A 25,489-nucleotide genomic window follows, 5' to 3' on the forward strand; every position below is an offset into this window, starting at 1 on the left:
CCGTTATTGATTATATAAAGTGGGATTAAGAAAAGGCGCCATGGCGAGAGTCAGCGCTTGAGTATAGGTACTTTCTCGTGTCGCATGATGATCAGTTAATAAACCAATAGCACCCCCTTGTTGCTTAATATTGGTGGTATTAAAAGCCTTATCCATCACATCTCCAAGTTCTTCACCTTGCAGCAATGCTTTATAAAAAACCGAAGGCAAAGGTAAGTTACTGCTTCGTCCTGTAACTTGCTGTGCGCCGTCATCAATAACGACATAGGCAAAGGTTGCTGCACCATAGCTAAATTGCGCTGCGCCGCCTTCCATCGCTATGTAGTAGTCTGCTTGATGCTGTGCTTTACAGTAGTTAACTCGGTTTTGCGCTCCCGAACACGTTTGTTCTTCGCCTATAGGCTGATCGGGTACATCTGAAGGTGCGTGAACGCCACTACATTCAATTATATGCTCAGGGAAATACATCGCAAAAATGTGTTTAGCGGCATTTACTTTTACTGGGTTTTTAGACCCTACAACAATTTTAATGGCTTGCGACATACTACTCTCATCATACTTAAAATCAGCAGTGTACGTGAGTTAGACTAAACAAAAAAGAGCAGAATGTATTTGCGATCACTTGATAAAAGAAATGATCAGCTCCATAAGATCATCATATGTTGTTAGATCTTCTAAACCAAAAAGCCTCTAACAGATTATCGATACACTTAAATAGGAATTTCAGGTGGGGCTAATTTTGCTAAGGCGCGTTTTTTCAAAATAATATCTTTGATCAGTGGCGTAAGCACTAGCTCCATAGCGAGTCCCATTTTGCCACCGGGTACTACAAGCGTATTGATCCGCGACATAAAGCTGCCTTCAATCATGCGTAAATAATACGGGAAATCAACGTCATCAATCCCCCTAAAGCGAATAACGACAAAGCTTTCATCAAGGGAGGGGATATCTTTTGCGCTAAATGGGTTGGAGGTATCAACGGTGGGTACTCGCTGAAAGTTAATATGGGTACGAGAAAATTGCGGCGTTATATGATTAATGTAGTCATCCATACTGCGTACAATCGAGTCCATTACTTTTTCACGAGAATGGCCACGTTCTGAGGTATCGCGAATAAGCTTTTGGATCCACTCAAGGTTAATAATTGGCACCATGCCTATGAGTAAATCAACATGCTTAGCCACATCATGATCTTCGTCGACCACGCCGCCATGTAAGCCTTCGTAAAACATTAAATCTGTATTTTGCTCAAGCTCTTGCCAAGGTGTAAATGTTCCAGGTAACTGGTTATAAGGCACGGCCTCATCAAAGGTATGTAAATAACGGCGCAGTTTACCTTCGCCTGTTTCACCATACTTGGTAAATAAGTCTTCTAATGCACCAAAGTCATTGGCTTCTCGGCCAAAATAACTTATGTGTTTACTTTCTTGTTGGGCTTCTCGAATTTTTTTGTCCATTTCAGGACGTGTGTAACGATGAAAGCTATCACCTTCAATAAATGCAGCATTGATATCGAGACTGCGGAAAATATGCTTCACGGCATTGGTGGTGGTTGTAGTGCCTGCTCCAGATGAGCCGGTGATTGCAATAATAGGGTGTTTAGCTGACATGTTTGTTCTCTTTTTTATGACCCGTTAGTTATAAAGACCTTACTAAGCTAGGTCAAGTGACGTCATCAGTAAATAACGTTATCATGAGGTGCTTAAAATTAAAACGAGAGAAAGCATGAAACTGATCAAACCGTTGTTAGGGCTAATAACAATTAATGCTTTAACATTGGGCGTTGCCCAAGCAAATATGCCTAAAAGTCAAATACTGCTTGCCGATTTAAATACTCCGCATGGCATACGCGTAAGCATTATTAGTGATAAAACCAGCTACAACAATCAGCCTCACTTAACCGATACGGGCCTTTATTATACGCGTGAGGTAATCAGTAATAATCAGAGCCAAACTGATATTGCGCTTTACGATTTATCATCAAAACAAACCTCCATGATCACCAATACAGGTGTAAGTGAGTATTCGCCAACAGTAACACCGAGTGATGATAGTTTATCTGCCATCGTGGTTGAAGAAGATGGCAAACAAAAATTATGGCAATATCCGCTGAGCACAGAGCAGGCGCCAAGTCGTATTTTTGATTGGATTGAGCCTGTGGGCTATCACGCTTGGGGTAATAACAACGATTTAGTAATGTTTATTTTAGGTGAGCCACATACATTACAATATACCTCGGTTGTTGCGGCTAAAGGTGAAGTTGTTGCAAATAACATTGGTCGCACACTTATTTACAATAAATCGCGAAGTGAATTTTTATTTAGTCATAGTAAAAATGGCCAGCACCAGTTAGCCCGTTTTGACCCTCAAACCAAGCAGGTAAGCAACATCCTTAGGTTGCCAAACCAAGTACAAGACTTCATCTTAAAAGATGAAAATACTATTGCTTACGCAGTTAAAAACCGTATTTATCAACGAAAATTAACAGCTGGATCTGATATATCTCAATGGCTCGATTTAAGCCAATATTGCGATACTGAAATAAGCCGGTTGAGTTATAAAAATCAGCAATTAGCGTTTGTATGTAGTGTTAAATAAACATTAAATAATAAATTCGGACTTTCACTCATGCATGAGTTAGTCTATTCCCCTATTAAATAAAAAGGAAAGTCACGTGGCATTTAGCGCAGACGAGTTAACAGAGCAGCTGATAAAACTAGAGTGTAGAAGTAATTTTAAAATAAAAAACATTGCTGAGTATATGCTAGCAAACTCTAAAGAAGCGTTTTACACCCATGCCGAAACGGGGAAAGGTAAAATTGTGATCCGTCCTGCATTTGAAGTGTTTAGTGATGACTTTACTGATATTGATGGGGTTGTGCGTACTCAAGGCTATTTTCATAGTAGTGAAATGACCCGTTTTCCCACTCGTATTTATAAAAGCGCACAGCCTATTCATTATGGTGTCGCTTTTAAAATTAACTCTGAACAAGCGGCAAAAGAGTTTATAGCTAAGCTAACCATGATTATTGGTGGTTAATAGAATGGTGCAGGGCTAAAGGCAAAAGGTGCAAGATAAAATCTTCAACCTTCAACCTTTAGCCTTTAACCTTTAGTTTATTTACTATTCAAAAAGCTATTTACTGATTTGAGTTCACGGTTTTTAAGTGCAATACAGTCATTCGTACTTTCTGCAAGCTTACTTAATGTGCGCGCATAGCCAGGTACGTCATCAAGTTTAGCGTCAAAGAACGTTTGCGTTTTCGCTAAACTTTCAGCATCACAGCTAGCAGTAGTAAAGTAAGGTAAGTTAGGCACAAAAAATGGTGGTAAACTTGCTGTTACTTTATCGTAGTTGCTATATATCCAATCAATAAAGAGTGCTTGGCGTTCATCGGTGTAACTTTGCCCCGATAAAATAGTACGCATATCAGAAGCGGTTACTTCATCGGTTAAGCTATATGCAAGCACTGCTTTTTGGAGTTCAGGTTTACCAAAATAACCCATTGCTGCCAACATATTGGTACGAACTTGTGGATCTTTAGTGGTTTTAAAGGTTGCCATAAACTGATCAAGCAGCGCTTTATCACCATGAAAAGCCGCAAGACGTAAGTAAGTACCCGCTAAATAAGGGTCTACTTTTTGTGGATCTTTTAAGTAAGCAGCTGTTTGCTGCTTAGCTTTATTGATCACATTTTTATCTTCACCATCAAAGCCTAAGCGTGATACCACCGCAGCTCGCAGTTGAGCAATAGCGCCATCCTCACCCATTTTTGCTTCTAGGCCATATTTTTTAGCGGCAGGCATGACTGCATTTTGAATAAATGTAGGCCATAAATCTTTGTTGCTATCATCTTTAAAGGTACGTTGCTGAGATGCTAAATAACCTAAAGCAGTGTTAGCTACGCGTGGATGACTATCACTGGCAAATACTTCAAGCGTTTGCATCAGCTTAGCCGCAGAAATTACACCTGCGTCAAGTAAGGCGTCAGTAGCTGATAACAATGCAAGGCGCTCGCGGTCGTTTAATACGCTTGCTGCATTATCAATTAGTGCGTTAAATTGCGCATCGTCCATGACCCAGCGGTAGTAACCTAGCGCACCTTGGTCTGGATATATCCACTCTGGCTCAAAATCTAACTCTAGCGTTTGGTTTTGTTTATTAAGTAATACACTGGCAGTTTTTACTTTATCGCCTTTACCGTACTTAATGGCAACGGGTACATTCCAAAGTTGGGCTGGAGCATCAACACCGGCATTAGCAAAACGGCTTTGCGAAATAGTGAGAGTTTTACCTTGCTGATCAACCTTGATTAAAGGAAATGACGATTGTTCAATAAATGATTTTAAAACACTCGCCACATCTTTATTTGAAGCCTTACCGAGTGCTTCCCATAAATCGGCGGCTTCGGCATTTTTATATGAGAACTCTTTTAAGTAATTTTGAATACCAGCTTGAAATGCGTCTTCACCAATCCAATTTTCAACCATCGCCAGTACTGAGCTGCCTTTGCTGTATGCAAGGCCTAAACCGTCCATAATATCGGCTTCAGTTTTAATTGGTTTACGAATTGGCTTAGTGCTTAAGCGAGCATCTAACGCCATTACATTGTTTTGTGGTAAATCTAGGTGTGATTCAAACTCAGGGTTAAGTTGCTTAGTAATTTTTGCTGCCATCCAGCTAGCAAACGCTTCGTTTAACCATAAGTCGTTCCACCACTTCATAGTCACTAAGTTACCGTACCATTGGTGAGCTAATTCATGGGCAATAATAGAGACATTACGTTGCTTTTTACTACGCGTTGCAGCTTCTAAATCAACCAGAAGAATATCTTCGCGGTAAGTCACTAAACCTGAGTTTTCCATTGCCCCAAACGGAAACTCTGGAACAGCCACTGAATCTAACTTTTTATATACGTAAGGAATACCAAAGTACTCTTCAAGTGCGCCCAGTACTTTAGGCATATTCTCTTTTGCATACTGTGCTAAATGAATTTTACCCTGTGGAGTAATTACACGGCCAGGAATTGGCATACCCTTAATCTCTAGCTCTTCAAACGGGCCTACAGCCATAGCTACTAAGTATGATGGAATTGGTGGCGTTTTATCAAAGTAATGGGTAGTCATATCGCCATTTACCGTCGTTTTTAACTCAGGTGTATTTGAATACACTTTTTGTGAAGTGGGGGCGGTAATAGTTAACTGAAATGGAATTTTATAGCTTGGTTCGTCAAATACAGGAAACGCTCGACGGGCATCGCTCATTTCAAATTGGGTGAAAAGATAAGGAACGCCTTGATCTAGGGTTTTATATAGCCCCACACTTTGGCGATTATATGGCGCTGAGAAATCAATTTTTAAAGTGTATTTACCCGGCTGAATTTGCTCTTCGCAGCTAAATTTAACTTTACCGGTTTTAAGCATTTCGCTGTTTAAGTCGCAGTTTTGCTCACCCAATAGTTGAACCATTTTGGTTGCGTAATCAACACCATTAAGTTCAATGTAGCGTGTTGGTTTAAGCACCTCCAAACTGATTTCAGTCATTCCTGTAAAAGTATCCTGACTTGGGTCGAGCGTTAAAGCGACTTTTTGTGAACTTGGCTTTGCGAGCTTTTCAATGACGAACTCATTAGCGTTAGCAGCATTTATCGCAAGCGCAACGCTCACGGTTAAGAGGCTTTTAAAAAACATAGTTATCCCTAGATTTTTGTTGTTAGAAGAGTGAGTACACTCCATCCTAACAGCTTTTTTTGCTAGAGTAAGCGAACAACAATAAGGAAAAGAGTAACAAAGTTTGTCAGTGGCTATCTCGTGCTAAAAACCGCTGCCAATGAATGTGGGAATTAATAACCCGGAGCTGTTGCAGCACCTTATTTAACAAGGCTATATCGTTAAAGTTATCATGGGGGTAATCATTAAAGCCCATTAAGTAATTGAAGCAGTCTTTAGAGCCTGCTTGCAGGGCATAAATACGAATTTGCTGTTCAAAATTAAGCCGCAAACTACTAATCGCGGTTTTCATTCCGAGTTGATCCACGGAAGGAATTGCACATTTTTGCAAATACCCCGCACGTTCGCCCTCGCCTGAAAACCAAATGCGTACTTTTTCACTGTAGCGTCCTGTTTTTGCTGGGAGGTCAAACAGTAAACGTGTGTGTTTTTGCGCTTTTGCGTAGGCTAAATAATCATTAAGTCCGGCCTTAATAAGGGCGTTATGTACAGGAATTAAACGGGGTTTAATTTTACCATGAGTATGAAAGCTAAAGCAGAGAATGCTATTTTTAACCACCAAGTCATCTAGGGTTAAATAGCCAATTTCATCACTGTAAGCGCCACTGTAGTACGCAATTAAAGGCAGCCAAAAGTGCCAGTGCTTAGCTTGTTCGCGGGCAAGCCGAGTATCACTATAAATATATCCGGTATAGAGCGTATGCAGCTCCATAGCTGAGAATGGACGACGACCAAGATGGGTTTTCAACGCAGTACCTTGACAGTTTTTATTATTTTATACCCCAACTAATCGTTGTTGTTAATTGGGGTAGTGCCAGTAAATAAACAGTTAAAACTTATTCACTTAAAGCGCGAGCTAAACCAACTGGTTCAATTTCTACGCACACTTGATCGTCATTCCAATTTAAACCAACCAGAGCATCATCCGATTTAAGGTCTTCAACCCAATCATCTAAAAATTCATCTAGATTGATTTCTACCGGACTGTAGTCTTTCCACTCTTCTTTACACTGCTCTTTTGCTGTGTCTTCTGATTCCCACAGTAAAAGTACATCGGTGTCGTCAAACTGATTTGATTCACATACAACAAAGCCACCATCTTGTGCACCCAGTGCCCAGATCTGCTCACTAACACGTACTTTTTCTACAAAGCTAACTAGTTGTGATTCAATTTCGATATCGCTCATGTGTTCACCTTTTAAAATTTGAGTCGAGGGTTGGTATTTTTAGCCGCTTGACGCTGACTAAACGCTTCATAAAACTTAACTAACTGCGGCTGCGCGCTAAAATCAGTGAGTTCACGAAAGCAGATCCAATCTAGCAAGCAGTATAAACTGATGTTGAGGCATTCACAGCTTTTAAATTCATCATCGTTTAAATGATCATTTAAATAGTCTAAAGTTTGCGCAATTCGCTCATTTTGCAGATTAAAAAATAGTTTATCAGCTTGCGTGTCAAACCCAGAACGCTGACATATCAATAACTCAACCAATGAATCGTTACAGGCGTTGATGCTAGTTAAAAAATGCTCTTGCGGCCAAGTTAGCGGGTTCTGCTGTGTTTTTTCAAGTAAGTAACGCAGTATATTGTTTGAGTCGCTTAAGTTAAGCGAGCCATCAATTAAGATAGGGATTTTAGCTGCCGGGTTGTGCGACATCATTAAAGAGCGGTCATCGCTTGAGAAAATGTCGAGATTTATAAACTCAAGCTCACAGTTATTTTGTTGTGCCCAAATTCTGACACGGCGAACATAAGGGGAAGAAATAGAGCCAAGTAATTGCATATTGGGGCTTTGCCAACTCCACATAAATAAAAAGCCGCTAATGCGGCTTTATTAATAAATCGATTTGCTTACTCTGAGCGGCTGGTTACTTCTAATAAATGGTAACCAAACTGTGTTTGAACAGGACCTTGTACTTGGTTAAGTGGCGCTGAAAAAACCACCTTATCAAACTCAGGAACCATCATACCAGGTCCGAACTCACCTAATGCGCCACCATCTTGACCTGAAGGGCAATTAGAGTGCAATTTAGCTAGCTCAGCAAAGTCTTCACCTTGCTCAATTTTATCTTTAAGGTCTAAACATTGTGCTTCACTGTCTACGAGTATGTGCCTTGCACTTGCTACTGCCATAAAATCTCCTATTTATAAGTTTAGTTTTTTATCTACTAAGCAACATCTTAGTAAGGTTAAACTGAAAACACAAAATTAAAATGCACTTTTGATGGCGCTTTCTAATTTTGCTGAATCGGGTTTGACGCGGCTATTAAAGCGAGTCACTGATTGACGATCTGCCGAAACCACGTATTTATAAAAATTCCAGTTAGGTGAACTAGTTTTTGCATTTAAGTGCTTGAAAATAGGGTTGGCATCGCTGCCACGCACTGCGCTGGTGGCTAACATAGGGAAAGTAACGCCGTAATTAACATAACAGACTTTAGCCGTATCTTTTTCGTCATTTTCTTCTTGAAAAAAATCGTCAGATGGAAAACCGAGCACCACTAAGCCTTGCTCTTTATATTTTTTGTATAGCGTTTCTAGCCCTTCAAACTGAGAAGTAAAGCCGCAATTGCTGGCAGTGTTAACAATCAACAGTGGCTTATTTTTAAATTCACATAGATTAAGCGTTTCGGTTGAACGAAGCTTTCTCAGTGACACATTTGTGAAGTCATCGCAGGTATCTGTCTTTGCTGAAGGGCTATTAGTGTCTGCTGCATTGGTGGTTACAGATACACAGCCTAGAGCCAGTGTTAATCCGAATATTAATTTTCTTATCATGCGGTTACCTTGAATGCGATTTGATGGGTGTTTATGTAACTTATCATACGCTACTATAGACAAAATTGATCAATTTCACTTATTTTCTATGACTATACGTTTAGCTAAACCTGATGATTTAACTGCTATTGTTGCCATTTATAATGAAACTATCCCTAGTCGAATGGTGACCGCCGATACCGAAGAAGTAACCGTTGCTGACAAACAACCTTGGTTTGATAGCCATACAGCTCAAAGACCTATTTTCGTTTACTGCGAAAATGACCAAGTACTAGCGTGGGTAAGTTATAAATCGTTTTATGGGCGCCCAGCTTACGATGGCACCGTTGAACTAAGCATCTACATTACATCAGCAGCCCAAGGAAAAGGGTTGGGTAAAAAGTTGATGCAATTTGCACAACAACAAGCAAAAAAGCTCGATATTGAAGTGTTACTCGGATTTATTTTTAGCCATAACGAACCAAGCATTAAATTATTTAAGCATTTTGATTTTGCAGTATGGGGAGAGTTGCCCAATGTTGCAAGGATGGATAACCAGCTGTACAGCCTGACTATTTTTGGTAAACATTTAATGTAATCCCACAATCATAGGCAAGCAAAAATTACATTTATGTAGACGATTATGCCAAACCAAAAATTCTATACTATGCTGAAAAGGTGTTTAATTAATTCTTAAAAGTGTACATAAATGGCGCAAAAAATACTTATTATTGATAGCAGTAGCATGATTGCTATGCGCTTAAAAGTACTGCTTGAGCTAATTGGTTGTGAAGTTGAATTAGTTCATTATTCTATGTTTGATCAAAGCAGCAACATAGATGCGTACGATATGCTTGCCTTTTCACAAGGGACACCAACAAATCTGGTTGCTTCGTTGGTAAAACAAGCGACCCGACAATCATTTTTACTTTTAGCTCCCAAGGCTGAAAGTGGTGAATTGCTTGATGCATTTGGTAAATTAAACGAGCTTGTTCCAGATGCCACTATTATTTATCCATTTTTTTCTAATAAAGAAATCACTTCATTTATTGAAGATCTATTAGAAATAGGACCTGATCATATTTTTAAACTGCCTACAATTTTGTTGGTTGATCATGTTAGTGAGCGTTTAGAAATGCTAAAAAGTAGTTTAGTGGGTGCACATATAGAGGTATACACAGCTACAAATCATGATGAGGCACTTAATATTGCCAAACTCAGAATGATTGATATTTTAATTAGTGATTTTAGTTTAAAAGAAGGGCTCGGCTTAGATATATTTACCAGCCTTAAGCAGATACAGCCGCATAGCCGCTGCTTATTATTAACCTCGCGTCCTGCTCAGGTTTCTATGATTGAAGCAATTCGCCAAGGTGTTGAAGACGTTTTAATTAAGCCGCTCGACGACAATGTATTATTACAAGCAGTACATAAGTTGTGGCAAACCGAATTGCTAAAACGTCATAACGCAGAGCTAGTTGAAAGACTACAAGATACAGTCGATGTACTTATTGAAAAAGACAGTTTGCTGCAAGTAATTTTTAAAAATACTCCCGATCCAATCTTACTTTTTGAACGTAAAGGCAAAATAGTAGAGGCTAACGACGCGTGCTTAAAGCTGTTTAATTTACCGTTTAAAAAGCTCATTGCTCACTCGTTATTTCACTTTTTAGATGACGATTCAGTAAAGGCAATAAAAGATAAAATATCGACTTTAAACAGTAATCGGCAATTTAGTTGCGACTTACACCTAGTCAATAAAGATGGCAGTAAAATTCCACTTGTCGGCTCGTTTAATGAAATTGATCATCATGGTGAGATAGCATTAGCGGTTATTTTTAAAAACGTAACCCATTTAAAACAAAAAGAAGATTTATTACTTGAGGCCAAAGATCTTTTAGAAGAGCAGGTTAGAGCGCGGACTTCGCAACTTGAGCATGCGAAAAACATTGCTGAAGCAGCTAATTTAAGCAAATCAGAGTTTTTGGCGAATATGTCACATGAACTAAGAACCCCTATGCATTCTATACTAAGTTTTTCACGCTTTGGTATCAGTAAGCTTCAAGATGATGATTTTAGTAAAGATAAACTTTTAAAATATTTAACCCGAATAGAATCAAGTGGGCAAAGGCTACTGTCATTACTTAACAATCTACTCGATTTGTCGAAATTAGATGTAGGTAAATTCCCATTTAACCCGCGAGCATGCGATTTAACGACTATTGTTAAAACAAGCATTGATGATGTTGCTGGGATTGCCATAGAAAAAGATATTAAGATTGCATTTAAATCAGATAACCCACCAGTTGTAGCACAATGCGATGAAGAGCAAATTAATCAGGTACTTAGAAACGTATTGAGTAATGCATTAAAATTTAGCGAAGAACATAGCACTATCGAAGTTGCATTGGAAACAGACAATGGTTGTGCAAATATTGAAGTAATAGACAGCGGAATAGGTATACCAGAAGACGAGCTTGAAACTGTTTTTCAAAAATTTGTGCAAAGTAGCAAAACAAATAGTGGCGCAGGGGGGACAGGATTAGGACTTACGCTGTGCCGTGAATTTGTTTCTTTACATCAAGGAACTATAAAAGCCTGTAATAACGAACTTGGTGGGGCAACCATTAGCATTCAGGTTCCTTTGGAAATAAACCTCGATGAATATTTAGCCGATGAGCAATTAGTGAAAAATAGTAGCTAATAACCGAATTGTTTTAATGAACACGATTTATATGGACGAAAAATTATGGCTTTAACTAAAATTCTTGCAGTCGACGATGAACCATTTAACCTCGAAATAATAGAAGAAATCCTAGAGGAATTAGATTTTGAACTTAAGCTGGCTTCGAGTGGCCCGGAATGCTTGAGCATGGTTGAAGAGTATATGCCGCAGGTCATCTTACTTGATGTAAGCATGCCAAAAATGAATGGTTACGAAGTATGTAAAGAGCTCAAAGCGAACCCTAAAACACAAGATATTATAGTGATGTTTGTATCGGCAAGGGGGACTGTTGAGGAACGTATGGAAGGTTATTCAGTAGGTGCTGAAGACTATATTGTAAAACCGTTTGGGCACGATGAACTTAAGCAAAAGCTGAATAAGTTAAATCAAGTATTAATAGAAAAACAACAGCTTGAAAAGCAAGTAAAAGAAGCAACCTCAACCGCTTTTAATGCTATGGCAAATAGCAGTGAAATGGGTCAGATAGTTAACTATATTGAAAATATCGGTTTTATCAACGATGTAGAGGAGTTAGGTAAGGCATTAGTGGAGTGCTTACAGGCGTTTGGTCTACAAAGTAATATTGAATTTAGATGTAACGACAGCAAATCGCACTTTGCTTTAAACGGTGTGTGTTCGCCGATAGTGATTGAGTTATTTGAAATGCTTAAAAACAAAGGTAGGTTACATGAGTTTTCTCATCGTATTTTGGTTAATTACGAGTTTGTCAGTTTATTGATTTTGAATATGCCAGAACAAGATGAGCAGAAGCATGGGCGTATACGTGATCATATTTGTTTTATTGTAAGTGTAACCGAACAGCAATTGCGGGCTATTACTACTAAGAAAATGTTGGTTTCGCAGCAAGAGCGATTAAACAAAGTGGCGAGTACTGTTCACAGTAAATTTCATAGTTTAATTGGATTGCTTAACGATAGCCGGATAAATAACGAAAAAGTATTTAAACAACTTCAAGAGGAGTTAGAAGAGCGGATCCCAACCATGGGACTCGATGAAGACCAGGAAGTGTTTATCTACAAAAAAGTCGACGAAACGATTCAAAATTCGGTGGCACGTCAAGAATCTGTTGATCAGGTTAAAAAAGCGTTCGCAGAGATAGAGCAAGATCTCGCTTTATTGTTGAAAGGTTAAAGGTGCGGGCTGCGAGGCGCGGGGTAAATTCCTTGCTACGATTGGACAAATTAACTTGTAACAGCGACTTTATGTCGCGTCTTTTAAAGGTTAAAAACGAAAGTATGCATTACAGGTTAACTAAGAGCTGTACTTTAATAGTGGCTTCTTATTTACTCCTCATTCTCTTCTCTGTGTTAAATTAGATGTTAGTAAATTATGCACAAAGAGGGCTAAGAGTTCATAGAGAAAGTGATTACATAAAAAGGTAAAAGGCTTACGCGTCTCTGGGGAGGCCTTTTTCGACAATACGAATTAATCGTGCTGTTTTACGCAACTTTTGCCTTTGTTTATCGTGTTGCTGGGCGAGTGCCCAATTTATATGTTCACCCACCAAGTCACTGACTGTTTGGCGTTTATCTTCGAGTGCAGCAATAATTGCCGGGCTAAAATCTGCGTTACCTAAGCCAACGGCTATATTTCGTAGCCAACGTTCATGGCCAATGCGGCGGATTGGACTGCCCTCGGTATTTTTTAAAAAGGTAGTTTCATCCCAAGCAAATAACTCGAGTAAATCTTTGTTTTTTAATTGTGTACGAGGATGAAAGTCAGCCTCATCGGTAATTTGTCCGTAGCGGTTCCATGGGCATACCAATTGGCAATCGTCACAGCCATAAATGCGATTTCCCATTAATGTTCTGTATTGCTCAGGAATAGCGCCTTGATGCTCTATAGTTAAATACGAAATGCACTTACGCGCATCAACCACATAAGGTTCTACAATAGCACCAGTGGGGCATAGTGTTATGCAGGCAACGCATTTGCCGCAGCCCTCAAAAGTGTTTTCGTTATCAATAGGTAAAGGTAAGTCGACAAAAAGCTCACCTAAAAAGAACCAAGAACCCGCCTCTTTATTTATTAATAAAGAATGCTTTCCGCGCCAGCCTAATCCCGCTTTTTCAGCGAGTTGACGTTCAAGTACAGGGGCTGAATCAACAAAAGGCCTAAAGCTATAGTCACCCACATATTGTTCAATTTTTTTACCTAACTGTTTGATTCGGTTGCGCATCAACTTATGATAGTCACGGCCAAGGGCATATCGACTGATATAGGCTTTTTCGGTATTTTTAAGGTTTTTGGCAAAGCCAGAATCAGGTGGGAGGTAATTCATTTTAACTGAAATAACCCGCTGTGTTCCGGGTACTAGCTCATTAGGGCGAGCACGCTTCATACCATGGGCTGCCATATAATCCATTGAGCCATGAAAACCCGCATCAAGCCATCGCTGCAGCTGTGCTTCATGCTTAGTTAAATCAATGTCAGTAATACCCACTTCACTAAAGCCAAGTTCTTGACCCCATAGCTTTATTTGCTGGGCTAGCTGTTCATAATTTAGATTGACGTCGCTCACATGCTTCACATAGTTATATTATAAGCCGCGTAATTTAGCATAATCGCGGCTTGGGTAAAACTAGTCAGCCCTAGTCTACAAAACGCTTTAACTGTTGTTGGGTTTGTTGACTTAGTTTTTGTGATTGCTCAGAGTCATGCAATGCGGTGTCTATTTGTTGCTTTGCTTGTTCGCCAAGCGCCACAATTTGTTCAACCGATTCATGAGTTTGATTTTGTGTATCTTCAAGTAAATGAACTGCGTTAGCTATTTGCTGTAATTGCTGCTGATTATGCTCAAATTCATTGAGCATTTTTCCAAAACCTTCTGAGGTATCGTTGATTGCAGCTTGTGCGTTATTAGAGTGACTAATTAACTGCTGAGACTCTTTATTGGTTTCATTAACCAGCTCATTCATTTGGGTAATAAAATCACTAATTTGGCGGGTTGCATCACTTACTTTAACCGATAGGGTGCGAACTTCATCGGCAACCACGGCAAAACCTCGCCCAGCTTCTCCGGCGCGCGCTGCTTCAATTGCCGCATTAAGCGCTAATAAATTAGTTTGATCAGAAAACTCTTCTACCATTTTTAAAATGCTACGAATGTTTTCACTATTCTCTTTTAAGCCTGCAATCGTTTTAGAAAAACTACCCAGCATTTCATTAATAAGTCTCACCTGTTCAACCAGTTTAGACAGTTCGCTCGCAGAGAGCTTAACAAAGCTAAGGTGTTCATTATTTACCTGATGTACGCTATCAGTGTTACTTACTATATCTTGCAGGCTTTGGGTAATTTGGTTACTGGCATTAATTATGGTGTGGCTCAAGTTAATTTGCTGTTCGCTTAGTTGCTCTGTGTGCTGCATTGATTGCGTTACTTGGCTATTACTTTGCACGCTTTCCTGAGCGCTGCTGTAGGTCGTACTTAATAAGCTGTTTAAATGCGTAGTAAACTGATTATATTGTTCACTTAAATCTCTAAATTCATCAAAAGTAAAATGAGGAAGTTTGGCAGCTAAGTTGGCATCTTGTTGATTAATATTAATCAACGTATCGCGCATGGCTTTTACCGGGCGCACAATTAAAAAGCGCATATAAAAAATAGTAAATATAAAACCGGCAACAATCAGCAGGGTTAATGCCCAAAATAGCCCTGTGCTTTGTTGATTTTCAGAGAGGCTACTGTGTAACCAAAATAATGTAATAGCTTGAAATAAAAATACAAAGCTTAAATTACCCACTATTTTTCGGGTTAAAGTAAAAAATAGAGTTTGTTCTAAAAAATTATAAATACGCATGTAGCTACTCATTAAATAGTGACCTACTAAATTATTGTTTTTATAGCATAAATAGCAATTAAATAATTAGTTATAGTTCATTTAATTGCGCCAAAAAATGCTTAGTTCGTTCAGGGTCGTTAGTAAAAATGCCATCAACACCACAGGCAAGCATCAGTTTAATATCTTCAACTTCATCTACGGTGTAGGCAAACACCTGTAAGCCGCGCAGTTTGGCATCGTCAACAAACGACTTGTTCATAAAGTTTTTGTCAACATGAATGCTAAAGGCCTGTAAGTCTTCAGCAAACTTCGCATACTGCAATGGAATTGATGCAGTAAGTGCGCCAATTTTAAGCCAAGGCAAGCGGTTCTTTAGCCAGTGTAGTTGATGATGATTAAATGATGAAACTAAAATATTGTCTGCTGATATCTTATTTGCAGTAATATTCATTTCTAGTTGCGCAGCAAACTTTTCTAGTTCAAAAGTATGTTTTAGCTCTAAATTAAGTAAGGTTTGATTGCTATTCCAGTCAATTAGTTGTTGTAGGGTAGGCACTTGCTCACCATTTCCCGCATCAAATTGTTGAATTTGCTGAGCGCTTAGGTCGCACACTTTACCTTTACCATTAGTAGTTCTATCTAGATAGGTATCATGAATAATCACGTAGTCATCAAGTGCGCTTTGTACATCAACCTCAATGCCATCTACATTTGCTTTTAACGCCGCCATAATGGCGCTATGTGTATTTTCAGGAAAGTGTGTGCTTGTGCCTCTATGAGCAAATATTTTCATGGCTGCTTTTTCCGTGAGATTGACCAAGTTTCAAAGCACGCAGCACTAACAATCAGTGCACCACCAATCAGGGTCATCACTGAGGGGCGTTCGTGCAAAATAATTATAGCCAGTATTGTGCCATAAAGGGGCTGTAAGCAAGAAATCAATCCAGCGGTCGCTGCTGATAAATGTTTTAAACTCGCTGCAAATAACGAATGCGGCATCGCAGTAAACACCACACCGGCGATAAGCAGCAATATTAAATCAGTATCATTAATTTGTGTTATGGGTACTTCAATAAATGCACATAGCATCAGGCTTGCCACTAACGTTTGATAAAACATGGTTTGCGGTCCACCATACTCACTAAAGTAGCGTTTATGGGTAATATTACGAATAGCAAAAAACAACGCTGATACCACCCCCGTCACAACACCTAAAGTGATGTCATCGCCTAAATTAACGTTAGGGATCAATAAATAAATGCCAATAATCACCACCACAGCGCTTATTATATCTTTTGTCTTGGGCTTACTTTTATTAGATAGAGGCTCTAAAAATACCGTGATCACGGGATAGGTAAAAAAAGCTAACATGCCCACGGTAATTCCCGCCAATTGCATGCCTGCAAAGTAGGTTACCCAGTGAATACCTACGGCAACGCCTAATAAAATGGCAATCACATAATCTTTGGCGTGATGCAGCTTAATTGGTTTTTTTTGCAAAGTCAGTAGCACACAAATTGCCACCCCAGCGATAGCCGCGCGATAAGCGGTAATATCTAATGCATTCAAACCAATTAGCTTTGCGAATAAGGCGGTGCCGCCAAATAAAAGGACGGCAATATGTAAGTAAATTAAGCTTTGTTGTTGGGACTGCACGAGATTTCCTTGTCACTTTTTTTGGCTATATTAGCATTGCTTTTACACTCAGAAGATGAATTTTTCTATTTCATGACAAATGTCAGCCAAGTTAATGACACTTCACACTCTTATATATTTTATCTAATGGCATAGTTACTTTACTTATATTGGAGGGTGTTATGAATTCCTTAATTTTAATAAGCTTAAGCATTAGCGACTTTGTAGAAACACTAAGTTTAACTGCGACTTATGAAGATTGTTTTATGTTCGCATTCATTTTTATGTTATTAATATTTATTAATAAAAATAGTGCTATAAACAAAAACAATAGGCCAGAGGTATTAGTATGAGTTCGCTAAGTAGCTTTTCTCAACAAACGGATAAAACGTTTTGGAAGTATGGCCATTTAATTTTTACCGGCTTTTATTTATTGCCATTAATTATTAATTTTGACCAATTTACAAAAAGCCAAATGAGCCTATGTTTAGCTTTTTATATTGCTTTTATTATTTTGTACATAAAAGCAATTAACTGCAATAACACAAAAATTACCCCCTTATTTTTAGCCTTGCTCGCCATTTGTTTTAGCGCCACTTTTTTTACCTCTGGCACACCTACTTTGTATGGTTTTGTTGCTTATGTGGCAGGGTATAGTTATACCCAAAAGCAGCGGTATTATGCCGCATTAGCCATTATAGTCGCGCTTTTTGCAAGTTCGTATTTAAGCGATATAGGAAAGCTTCAGTACTTTTTGGCTGTGGCATTAATATTATGTGCCGCCTTATTTAGCTATGGGATTGCAGCAAAAAGAGAGCGCGAACATAAAAAGCGCGAACAAGAAAGCGCAAAGCAATTGGAGCAACTAGCAGCCATTGCTGAGCGTGAACGCATAGCCCGAGATTTACATGATATTTTAGGTCACTCACTGTCATCAATAGCTTTAAAAGCTGAACTTGCGAATAAACTAAATCAAGGTGAACGATACGCGCAGGCTAATAACGAAATAGCCCAAGTAGCAGATCTTGCAAGACAGTTACTGAGTGATGTACGAAACGCGGTAAGTGATTTAAAGCAGCTCAACTTAAACAGCCAAATAACACAGCTAAAACAAACACTCAAAGAGCAAGGCTTTAACATAAAATTTAACGTTAATTTAGCGACGTTACCTGCCAAGGTTGAGGGCATTGCGAGTCTTATTATTAAAGAGTCAGTGACTAATTTATTACGCCATAGCAGCACAAAAATCGGTTCTATTAATATAGAACAAACAAAGCGGCAATTACTTATTGCCGTTATTGATAACGCGCCATGCACCACATTAAAAGCGGGAAATGGTTTAAATGGCATTAAAGAGCGAGCAGAGCAATTAAACGGCAGTGCAAAATTTACCTGTGGCGATACATTTACTTTAAACGTTGTACTGCCATTAAGTGCTGAGGATTTAAAATGATCAAAGTATATTTAGTTGAAGATCAAGCGCTGGTGCGCGACGCAGTTGCCGCTTTATTAAGCCTCGACTTTAATATTGAGGTAATTGGTCAAGCATGTAATGGGCGAGATGCGTTAAATGAAATCAGCGCGCTTAGTAAAGACTTACATCCAGATATCATTTTAACGGATATAGAAATGCCAAGCATGAATGGCATTGAGCTTAGTGAGCAAATAGCCGCTAAATATCCTGCAATTAATATGGTAATTATGACCACTTTTTCACGTGCTGGTTATATTAGGCGCTCTTTGAATGCGGGTGTTAAAGGTTTTATTTTAAAAGAAGCACCCAGCGAAGAGCTAATAAACGCGTTAAAAAAAGTAATGCAAGGGCAAAAGGTGATTGACCCAGAACTTGCCATTAATGCCCTAGACGATGCCGACCCACTCACAGATAAAGAGCGTAAAGCCTTAAAGCTTGCAAGTGATGGCTTAAAAACCAGCGAAATAGCTAAGCAGCTCTATATAAGTGAAGGGACAACGCGTAATTATTTATCTGATGCGATTGCAAAGCTCAATGCCACAAACAGGATAGATGCAGCGCGTATCGCTCGGCAAAAGGGATGGTTATAAATAACTTCTTTAATGATTACAAAAATAGGCACTTTATAAATTTTATACAACGTATTACTATTCAGTGCATAACTATAAAAGTAACGAAAAGTGCTAAAAGCGCAGCTAAATGCACTCAAAGAGGCTCGAATGACCGCATTAATAAAAATTACCACTGAGCAAAACGTGGCAATACTTACCATGAATACCGCTGAAAACCGCCATAACCCTAGTTTTATAGCTGAACTTAATCAACACTTAGATAGCATAGAAGCCAATGGCGATATTAACGCCGTAGTATTAACCTCAAGCAGCGATAAAAGCTGGTCATTGGGAATAGATTTACAGTGGATGGCAAGTCCAGATAACACGCCTGCAGTTATTGCCGATTTTATGAATTCGATAGGGCAGTTATTTAAACGCATAGTGACGTTTCCTATGCCTATCATTGCTGCACTAAACGGTCACACTTATGGTAATGGCTCGGTGTTGGCATGTGCCTGTGATTTTCGGTTTATGAAATCGGACAAAGGCTTTTTCTGCTTTCCTGAAGTTGATGTACTGGTACCGTTTGTACCGTCTATGTTTCCGATTATTAATAAAGCGATTAATCCTCAATTTTTTAACCGCTTAGCTATGACTGGCGAGCGTGTTGACGCGCACAAACTGCTACAACAAAATGTGGTAGAAGCGATTTTTGCTGATGAGCAAGCCTTGCAAACGGGTGTGTTAGAGTTTGCGCAAAGCTTTAATAAAAATCGTTGGATATACGCTCAAAACAAAACCCAAATGAACAAACCAATACTCGATGTTATGGCTGCACAAGATTCGGCTTTTATTGAACATATCAGCACGCTATTGTGGAAGAAACTACAGCAAAAGTAAGCTGTTTTTATAAAAGTGAGTAAACATCAGCACAGCTAATTTACTCACTTTTATGTGCATTAATTAAGTAGGTGTTAAGTGTTATTTAGCTACATTGCTACAAAATGCAAAAGCTAATAACGCTTTATTAAAAGTTTAATGGCTTTTACCTGTCTCATTTCGAGTATATGAGTTAAAATGCTTACATAACCAACTAACAAGATAGTGAATGTCAAACCAAGATCCAAATCTCAGTCGAGAACAAGAAAAGTACGAAAACCCAGTCCCTAGTCGTGAGTTTATACTTACTCACCTTCAAGAGCGTTCAAAACCTGCTAATTACACACAGTTATGTGAAGAACTCGCAGTCAACGATGAAGAACGACAAATAGCATTTAAGCGCCGACTTCGTGCCATGGAGCGCGACGGGCAATTGTATTTTAATAAATTTAAATGTTATGCCCTGATTGACGAAGCCGGTTTAACCAAAGGCAAAGTTGTCGGTCATAGAGACGGTTTTGGCTTTTTAGAAGTTGAAGGCGAGAGCAAAGACTGGTTTATTGCTAAGCATCAAATGAATATGGTGCTACATGGCGACATTGTTCTTGCGAAAGGCACTAAGCGTGGTTCAGGCTCAAAATGCGATGCCCGTATCATTAAAGTGCTTACTAATGAGCGAGCGCCTATTGTTGGCCGCTATTTTGTTGAGCATGGTATTGCTGTGGTGGTTGCTGAAGATCCGCGCATTACTCAAGATATTATTATTTTACCGGGTAACGAAAAAGGCGCACGCCACAACCAAATGGTGCAAGTGCAAATAACTCAAAATCCAAGCCGCAATATGAATGCGGTAGGTAAAGTGATTGACGTACTGGGCGAGCATTTAGCGCCGGGTATGGAAATTGAAGTTGCGCTGCGTAATCACGATATTCCACACGTGTGGCCTGAAGAAGTTGAGCAGCAAGTTGCCCACTTAGGTGAATTTGTTGAAGAAGCCGATAAGCAAGGCCGTGTTGATTTACGCGGCTTACCACTTGTCACTATTGATGGCGAAGACGCTCGCGACTTTGATGACGCTGTTTATTGTGAACCTAAAAAGTCAGGTGGTTGGCGTTTATGGGTAGCCATTGCCGATGTATCCCATTATGTAGGTATGAACACGCCGCTTAACAAAGAAGCGATAGAGCGCGGTAACTCAGTGTATTTCCCTGAGCAAGTTATTCCAATGCTGCCAAAAGTATTGTCTAACGGTTTGTGTTCGCTTAACCCTGAGGTAGATCGCCTGTGTATGGTTGCAGAAATGACCGTATCGCAAGAGGGTAAGCTGTCGGGCTATAAGTTTTACGAAGCACTAATGAATTCGCATGCTCGTTTAACCTACACCAAAGTAAATGCCATTTTACAAAATGACGAAAAGCTTTGTAAAGAATACGCAGCTGTAGTGCCACATTTAACTGACTTACAGCAAATGTACATGGCATTAAAAGCAGCACGCCAAGAGCGTGGTGCAATTGAATTTGAAACACTCGAAACCCGTTTTGTATTTAACGCACAGCGTAAAATAGAATCTATTGTGCCAGTTATTCGTAACGATGCGCACAAGCTGATTGAAGAATGTATGATTTTAGCCAATGTATCGGCGGCTAAATTACTTGAGAAACACGAAGCAAGTGCGTTATTTAGGGTGCATGATGAACCTGATAGCGAAAAACTGGGTAACTTTACTCAGTTTTTAACTGAGTTGGGTATTGAGAGCACGCTAAGCGATGAACCCACCCCGAAAGAAATCACTCATGTGTTGGCTCGTTTAGGGGACCGTCCTGAAGCTGAACTTATTCAAACTATGCTACTGCGCTCAATGAAGCAAGCGGTATATCAGCCAGATAACATAGGTCACTTTGGTTTAGCATTATCAGCTTATGCGCATTTTACCTCGCCAATTCGCCGTTACCCCGATTTAGTGGTACACCGTGCAATTAAAGCGGTGTTAAAAGCGCAGGGCCAACAAACGTCAGGTGAATATGCCTACAGCGATGATGAAGTCGATCAACTTGGTGAGCAGTGTTCAACTACTGAGCGTCGCGCAGACGATGCCACCCGTGAAGTAGCCGATTGGCTAAAATGTGAATACATGCAAGATCATGTAGGCACGGAGTTTAACGGGGTTATTTCATCGGTTACTAATTTTGGTTTATTTATTCGTTTAGACGATTTACAAATTGATGGATTAATTCATGTTACCAATTTAGGTGATGAATACTTCCAACATGATGCGGCTAAACATTGCTTGGTGGGTGAACACACACATACGGTTTATCGCTTAGGCGATAAAGTAACTGTACAAGTTGCCTCGGTAAGCTTAGATGATCGCCGAATTAACTTAACGCTTAAAGGCGATGTGGCTCAAGATCGTTATGCGCGTCGTCGTGCGCCAAAAAAGAATGCCCCAGCAAGCGTTCGCTCGCAACTTAAAGCCGGTAAAATACCGGGTAAAAAGTCAGCAAGCGACAGTAAAAAACCAAAAGGTGGAAAAAAGCCTGCAAGTAAAACTAAGGCAGCGGGTAAGTCTAAAGTAACAGCGGATGACACCACCGCGAAGAAAAAAACCAAAAAGAAAGCGGTCAAAAAGCCTAAAAGACCAGGTAAAAATGCCCGTAAACGTAGTAGCCCAGGAGCAAACAATTCGTGAGTAATGAATTAATTTTTGGCTTTCACTCTGTTGAAGCAATTTTAGCAAAAGAGCCAGAGCGCTTTATAGAAATATACGCCCTTAAGGGACGTGATGATAAGCGTTTATCGCCTGTGATTGAGCAAGCGCGTCAGTTTGGTATTTCAGTACAGTTTATGCAACGAAAAGCGCTTGATAACAAAGCGAAAGATGAACAGCATCAAGGCATTATTGCCAACGTAAAAGCGGCGCGAGTGTTTAATGAAAAAGATCTCGATGAGATCATTGAACGTGAAGACACGCCATTTTTACTGGTGCTTGATGGCATTACCGATCCGCATAATTTAGGTGCTTGCTTACGTAGTGCCGATGCAGCGGGTGTACATGCGGTGATTGTTCCTAAAGATAAATCAGCAAAGCTTAATGGCACAGCACGTAAAGTGGCCTGTGGCGCAGCAGAAACGGTACCGCTTATTCAGGTAACTAACCTTGCACGTACATTACGTGAAATAAAAGACGCGGGCGTTTGGGTTGTAGGTACTGCCGGTGAAACCGACACACATGTATTTGATGCCAGCTTAACAGGCCCAATGGCGATTGTGATGGGTGCTGAAGGCGAGGGCATGCGCCGCTTAACGCGTGAGCATTGTGATGTGCTCGTTAAAATCCCAATGGCAGGCACGGTTTCAAGTTTAAATGTATCGGTAGCAACCGGCATTTGTTTATTTGAAGTGTTACGCCAGCGCGCAGAAACAAATTAAGCCTAAGCTAATCACATAGGCATTAAAAAGCCGAGATTGATTATATCAATCTCGGCTTTTTTGTACTTTTAAGTTAGCGCTTTATTAAAAGCTGTAAGAGTAACCCATTTGTACTGAGCGTGGCTTACCTGGTTGAATACCTCCATTTGCGCGGTTAGCAATGTAGGTTTTATCAAACAGGTTATCAACGCTTAGGTATACTTTTTGATTTTCATCAATTAAGTACTTAGCAGCTAAATCCCATACAACACGGCTATCAATCGCATTTAAACCTGAGTCAGAAAGGTCAGCATGTGCATCCGATACGTAACGTATTTGGCTGTTAACAACAAAGTTATTCACTTCGGCACCAAATGATAAAGCAACTTGGTTTTCTGGTACGTAAGGCATTGCATCGCCTTTTTCTACAGAGCCCCAAATTTCTGAATCAAATGTGTTTTTAAACTCTGAATCAGTGTAGGTGTAAGTCAGTTTAACTGGGAACGCAACTGATGCAGTATTAAACGTACGACCAGCGCTAAATTCAAAGCCTGATACTTCTACTTCACCGTAGTTGTATTGGTCGCCAATGTTGTCGTCGCTACAACCTACTGACGCGGTACAGTTACCATGCATGTTGTCGTAATCAGAGTAGAATGCAATCACTTCACCGTTAAAGCCGTTTGCATTAAAACGAGAACCAAACTCAATGTTGACGCTTTCTTCTTCGTCTTGGTCAGCATTGCCTGGCGCTGCGGGTGCATAACCTTTTTGAATGCCTGCAAGTAACGTTACGTTATCGTTAAGTGTGTAAGTAGCGCCTAAAGACGGTACTAAAATTTCAGTATCGTTTGAAATATCTTTCGTTAAGCCTTGGCTACGAGTTGGATCTGATTTAGCCCATTCTTCACGGGTAATAGTAATGTCTTCATAACGCAGACCTGCACTCACTACTAATGCATCCATTGTCCATTCGTCTTGAATAAATAGGGTGCTTGCTTTTGCGCTGTCTAAGCGATTGCTATTAGAGCCAGGTGCGCCTTGCGAAGTAAGAGTCATGCTTAAATCTTGATTAAGCGTGTATTTGTCTTCCCACTGGAAACGATCCATTTCATCTTCGTGGTAACGTACGCCAACCGTAATGTAGTGATCGCCCGCTGGAATGTGTAATTCAGACTGCACGCCTTTGGCTTGGTAGTCGCGGTTATTAGCTTTAACACCGATGTTTTCGATACCTTCAGCCGTTGGGTTTGCTTCAAATTCACTGTATTGCTCAAGGTAGCTTTCGCTTACTTTACTGGCTTTGTACCAGTTACGGTGGAAGTCGTTTAGATAAGCGGTTGCTAAAAATTCGTAACCTTCACCAAAGCGGTATGCATAGTTTACTTGGTATGCATTATGACGGGTGTTCATCTCATCATTTTGCGATGCCGCATAACGACGGTTAGGATTTTCTTGGTAATCTGCGTTAGTTAAGCCCATGTACGTTTCGTCTGATGTTTCTTCAGAGTACTTAGCTTTAAACTCAATGTTGTGGGCATCGTTTTCACCAAAGGTATGGCCAAATTTTACCAGTACGTCATTTTTTTCAAAACCAGTGTTGTCATCGCCTACAGGTAATTCTTTAAAACCATCAGCGCCGTAAGAAAACACTTCAATTAAGCCAGCAGTGTTATTTTTTTCTTTAGCGAAGTAAGCGTGACCTTTATAGTAACCATCGCTACCAAGTGCCGCGTCAACCATACCCATAGAGCTATTTGCTTCAGTTGGTAAGCTGCGAGAAAGTAAATTTAATACACCACCGGTAGTGCGCGGGCCATATTTAACTGAGGCAGCACCTTTTAATACTTCAATTGATTCCATACGACCCATAGTTGGGAAGTAATAAGCCGATGGTGCAGAATAAGGAGCCGGTGCAACGAGTACGCCGTCTTCCATTACTGAAATTTTATCGTTACGGCCAGTACCTGTGCCACGCATACCAATGTTAGGACGCAGACCATAACCATCTTCTTCTTGAACGTATACACCTGGTACAGATGCTAATACGCGAGAAATATCGGTAAATTCGAATTTTTGCAATTCTTCATCAGAGATAAATGTAGCCGATCCTGGAATATCGTTAATTGCTGCTTGTGAGCCAATAACGGTAATTTGTTCAAAGTTGCGTTCAACGCCGCCGGCATCTTTTGCCATTGCTGTAGCACTTAAAGACAGCGCTACGGCTGCAGTTAACGAGGAAACTAAAAATTTATGTGACATTGATTACCCTAAAAATAGTTCAACTACTAAAATTGGCGTAATTTAAACATGTTAACGAATGAGAATCAATATTATTAAGTTTTAGTTATATTTACATTTGCCGTAAAAACACGCTATTTTTATAACATTTTTAACTAGGGTCTGTTGATCTTTCAAGGTTAAATTTGCAGCAGTCTGTTTGGTATTTAGGCAAGGCAGAGCCTATGTGGTGTGGTTATTCCCCATAAATAGGCGATAACGCAGCATCAATGCCAAACGAGTG

At 39.8% G+C, this 25,489-nt stretch carries 23 protein-coding genes; 10 read left to right on the plus strand and 13 right to left on the minus strand.

The features are described 5' to 3' along the window. Nucleotides 1–3: 3 nt before the first annotated feature. Both yjjX and P3J6_RS06835 read right to left on the minus strand, forming a co-directional pair. Nucleotides 4–543, minus strand: a complete 540-nt coding sequence (yjjX, locus tag P3J6_RS06830; protein WP_198522536.1) for an inosine/xanthosine triphosphatase — start codon at nt 541–543, stop codon at nt 4–6. Between the two features lie 167 nt (nt 544–710). After that, nucleotides 711–1,610: a phosphoribulokinase gene (locus tag P3J6_RS06835; RefSeq protein ID WP_008114793.1), complete on the minus strand. Its 900-nt coding sequence runs from the start codon at nt 1,608–1,610 to the stop codon at nt 711–713. Nucleotides 1,611–1,725: 115 nt separating this feature from the next. Between P3J6_RS06835 and P3J6_RS06840 the strand changes: the two genes are divergently transcribed. Further along, the gene (locus tag P3J6_RS06840; protein ID WP_198522537.1) at nt 1,726–2,598 is read left to right on the plus strand and encodes a hypothetical protein; all 873 of its coding nucleotides are present in this window, start codon (nt 1,726–1,728) and stop codon (nt 2,596–2,598) included. A gap of 76 nt (nt 2,599–2,674) precedes the next feature. After that, the gene (locus tag P3J6_RS06845) at nt 2,675–3,040 is read left to right on the plus strand and encodes a hypothetical protein (RefSeq protein WP_008114788.1); all 366 of its coding nucleotides are present in this window, start codon (nt 2,675–2,677) and stop codon (nt 3,038–3,040) included. A gap of 77 nt (nt 3,041–3,117) precedes the next feature. Here the strand turns inward: P3J6_RS06845 and P3J6_RS06850 are convergent, their stop codons facing one another. The 6 genes from P3J6_RS06850 to P3J6_RS06875 form a co-directional block, all read right to left on the minus strand. Then, on the minus strand, nt 3,118–5,691 hold the full coding sequence (locus P3J6_RS06850) for a M1 family metallopeptidase (RefSeq protein ID WP_198522538.1): 2,574 nt from the start codon (nt 5,689–5,691) through the stop codon (nt 3,118–3,120). A 106-nt stretch (nt 5,692–5,797) separates the two neighbouring features. Further along, nucleotides 5,798–6,478: a hypothetical protein gene (locus P3J6_RS06855; RefSeq protein ID WP_138623520.1), complete on the minus strand. Its 681-nt coding sequence runs from the start codon at nt 6,476–6,478 to the stop codon at nt 5,798–5,800. An 88-nt stretch (nt 6,479–6,566) separates the two neighbouring features. After that, a complete protein-coding gene (locus tag P3J6_RS06860) occupies nt 6,567–6,917 on the minus strand; it encodes a DUF2750 domain-containing protein (protein ID WP_198522539.1) in 351 nt (116 codons plus the stop codon). Between the two features lie 11 nt (nt 6,918–6,928). Beyond that, nucleotides 6,929–7,513, minus strand: a complete 585-nt coding sequence (locus tag P3J6_RS06865; RefSeq protein ID WP_008114780.1) for a glutathione S-transferase family protein — start codon at nt 7,511–7,513, stop codon at nt 6,929–6,931. A gap of 68 nt (nt 7,514–7,581) precedes the next feature. Then, the gene (locus P3J6_RS06870; protein WP_008114778.1) at nt 7,582–7,863 is read right to left on the minus strand and encodes a peptidylprolyl isomerase; all 282 of its coding nucleotides are present in this window, start codon (nt 7,861–7,863) and stop codon (nt 7,582–7,584) included. Between the two features lie 75 nt (nt 7,864–7,938). Beyond that, entirely contained in the window at nt 7,939–8,508 is a 570-nt protein-coding gene (locus P3J6_RS06875) for a glutathione peroxidase (RefSeq protein ID WP_010390729.1), read from the minus strand. Between the two features lie 88 nt (nt 8,509–8,596). Here P3J6_RS06875 and P3J6_RS06880 point away from each other — a divergent pair, with 88 nt between their 5' ends. The 3 genes from P3J6_RS06880 (at nt 8,597) to P3J6_RS06890 (ending at nt 12,364) form a co-directional block, all read left to right on the plus strand. Further along, nucleotides 8,597–9,085, plus strand: a complete 489-nt coding sequence (locus P3J6_RS06880; protein ID WP_178954974.1) for a GNAT family N-acetyltransferase — start codon at nt 8,597–8,599, stop codon at nt 9,083–9,085. 111 nt (nt 9,086–9,196) lie between these two features. Beyond that, the gene (locus P3J6_RS06885) at nt 9,197–11,191 is read left to right on the plus strand and encodes a sensor histidine kinase (RefSeq protein WP_198522540.1); all 1,995 of its coding nucleotides are present in this window, start codon (nt 9,197–9,199) and stop codon (nt 11,189–11,191) included. Nucleotides 11,192–11,236: 45 nt separating this feature from the next. After that, nucleotides 11,237–12,364 carry a response regulator gene (locus P3J6_RS06890; protein WP_198522541.1) on the plus strand — a complete coding sequence of 376 codons (1,128 nt, stop codon included), beginning with the start codon at nt 11,237–11,239 and terminating at the stop codon, nt 12,362–12,364. A gap of 256 nt (nt 12,365–12,620) precedes the next feature. Here P3J6_RS06890 and queG read toward each other — a convergent pair whose 3' ends face one another. The 4 genes from queG to P3J6_RS06910 form a co-directional block, all read right to left on the minus strand. Next, nucleotides 12,621–13,754, minus strand: coding sequence for a tRNA epoxyqueuosine(34) reductase QueG (queG, locus tag P3J6_RS06895; protein WP_178954980.1), 1,134 nt, complete (start codon nt 13,752–13,754; stop codon nt 12,621–12,623). Nucleotides 13,755–13,824: 70 nt separating this feature from the next. Further along, a complete protein-coding gene (locus P3J6_RS06900) occupies nt 13,825–15,045 on the minus strand; it encodes a methyl-accepting chemotaxis protein (protein WP_054202301.1) in 1,221 nt (406 codons plus the stop codon). A gap of 58 nt (nt 15,046–15,103) precedes the next feature. Next, nucleotides 15,104–15,808 carry a glycerophosphodiester phosphodiesterase gene (locus tag P3J6_RS06905; RefSeq protein ID WP_010390735.1) on the minus strand — a complete coding sequence of 235 codons (705 nt, stop codon included), beginning with the start codon at nt 15,806–15,808 and terminating at the stop codon, nt 15,104–15,106. Beyond that, complete coding sequence (locus P3J6_RS06910) at nt 15,805–16,671, minus strand: DMT family transporter (protein ID WP_198522542.1); 867 nt, start codon at nt 16,669–16,671, stop codon at nt 15,805–15,807. The genes P3J6_RS06905 and P3J6_RS06910 overlap by 4 nt, the downstream gene beginning before the upstream one ends. Before the next feature lie 328 nt (nt 16,672–16,999). On the opposite strand from P3J6_RS06910, the gene P3J6_RS06915 reads away from it, so the two are divergent. The 5 genes from P3J6_RS06915 (at nt 17,000) to rlmB (ending at nt 22,986) form a co-directional block, all read left to right on the plus strand. Next, on the plus strand, nt 17,000–18,103 hold the full coding sequence (locus tag P3J6_RS06915) for a sensor histidine kinase (protein WP_198522543.1): 1,104 nt from the start codon (nt 17,000–17,002) through the stop codon (nt 18,101–18,103). Then, complete coding sequence (locus P3J6_RS06920) at nt 18,100–18,714, plus strand: response regulator transcription factor (protein WP_054202298.1); 615 nt, start codon at nt 18,100–18,102, stop codon at nt 18,712–18,714. Before P3J6_RS06915 ends, P3J6_RS06920 begins: the two co-directional genes overlap by 4 nt. 129 nt (nt 18,715–18,843) lie before the next feature. After that, nucleotides 18,844–19,578 carry an enoyl-CoA hydratase/isomerase family protein gene (locus P3J6_RS06925; protein WP_198522544.1) on the plus strand — a complete coding sequence of 245 codons (735 nt, stop codon included), beginning with the start codon at nt 18,844–18,846 and terminating at the stop codon, nt 19,576–19,578. A 208-nt stretch (nt 19,579–19,786) separates the two neighbouring features. After that, nucleotides 19,787–22,246 (plus strand): ribonuclease R, encoded by a 2,460-nt coding sequence (gene rnr, locus P3J6_RS06930; RefSeq protein WP_198522545.1) that lies wholly within the window; start codon nt 19,787–19,789, stop codon nt 22,244–22,246. After that, a complete protein-coding gene (gene rlmB, locus P3J6_RS06935; RefSeq protein ID WP_008112440.1) occupies nt 22,243–22,986 on the plus strand; it encodes a 23S rRNA (guanosine(2251)-2'-O)-methyltransferase RlmB in 744 nt (247 codons plus the stop codon). Before rnr ends, rlmB begins: the two co-directional genes overlap by 4 nt. Before the next feature lie 84 nt (nt 22,987–23,070). On the opposite strand, the gene P3J6_RS06940 is transcribed toward rlmB, so the two are convergent. Beyond that, nucleotides 23,071–25,227, minus strand: coding sequence for a TonB-dependent receptor family protein (locus P3J6_RS06940; RefSeq protein ID WP_010390740.1), 2,157 nt, complete (start codon nt 25,225–25,227; stop codon nt 23,071–23,073). Between the last annotated feature and the right edge of the window lie 262 nt (nt 25,228–25,489).

The organism is Pseudoalteromonas sp. 3J6, assembly GCF_903995135.1.
Taxonomy (GTDB): domain Bacteria; phylum Pseudomonadota; class Gammaproteobacteria; order Enterobacterales; family Alteromonadaceae; genus Pseudoalteromonas.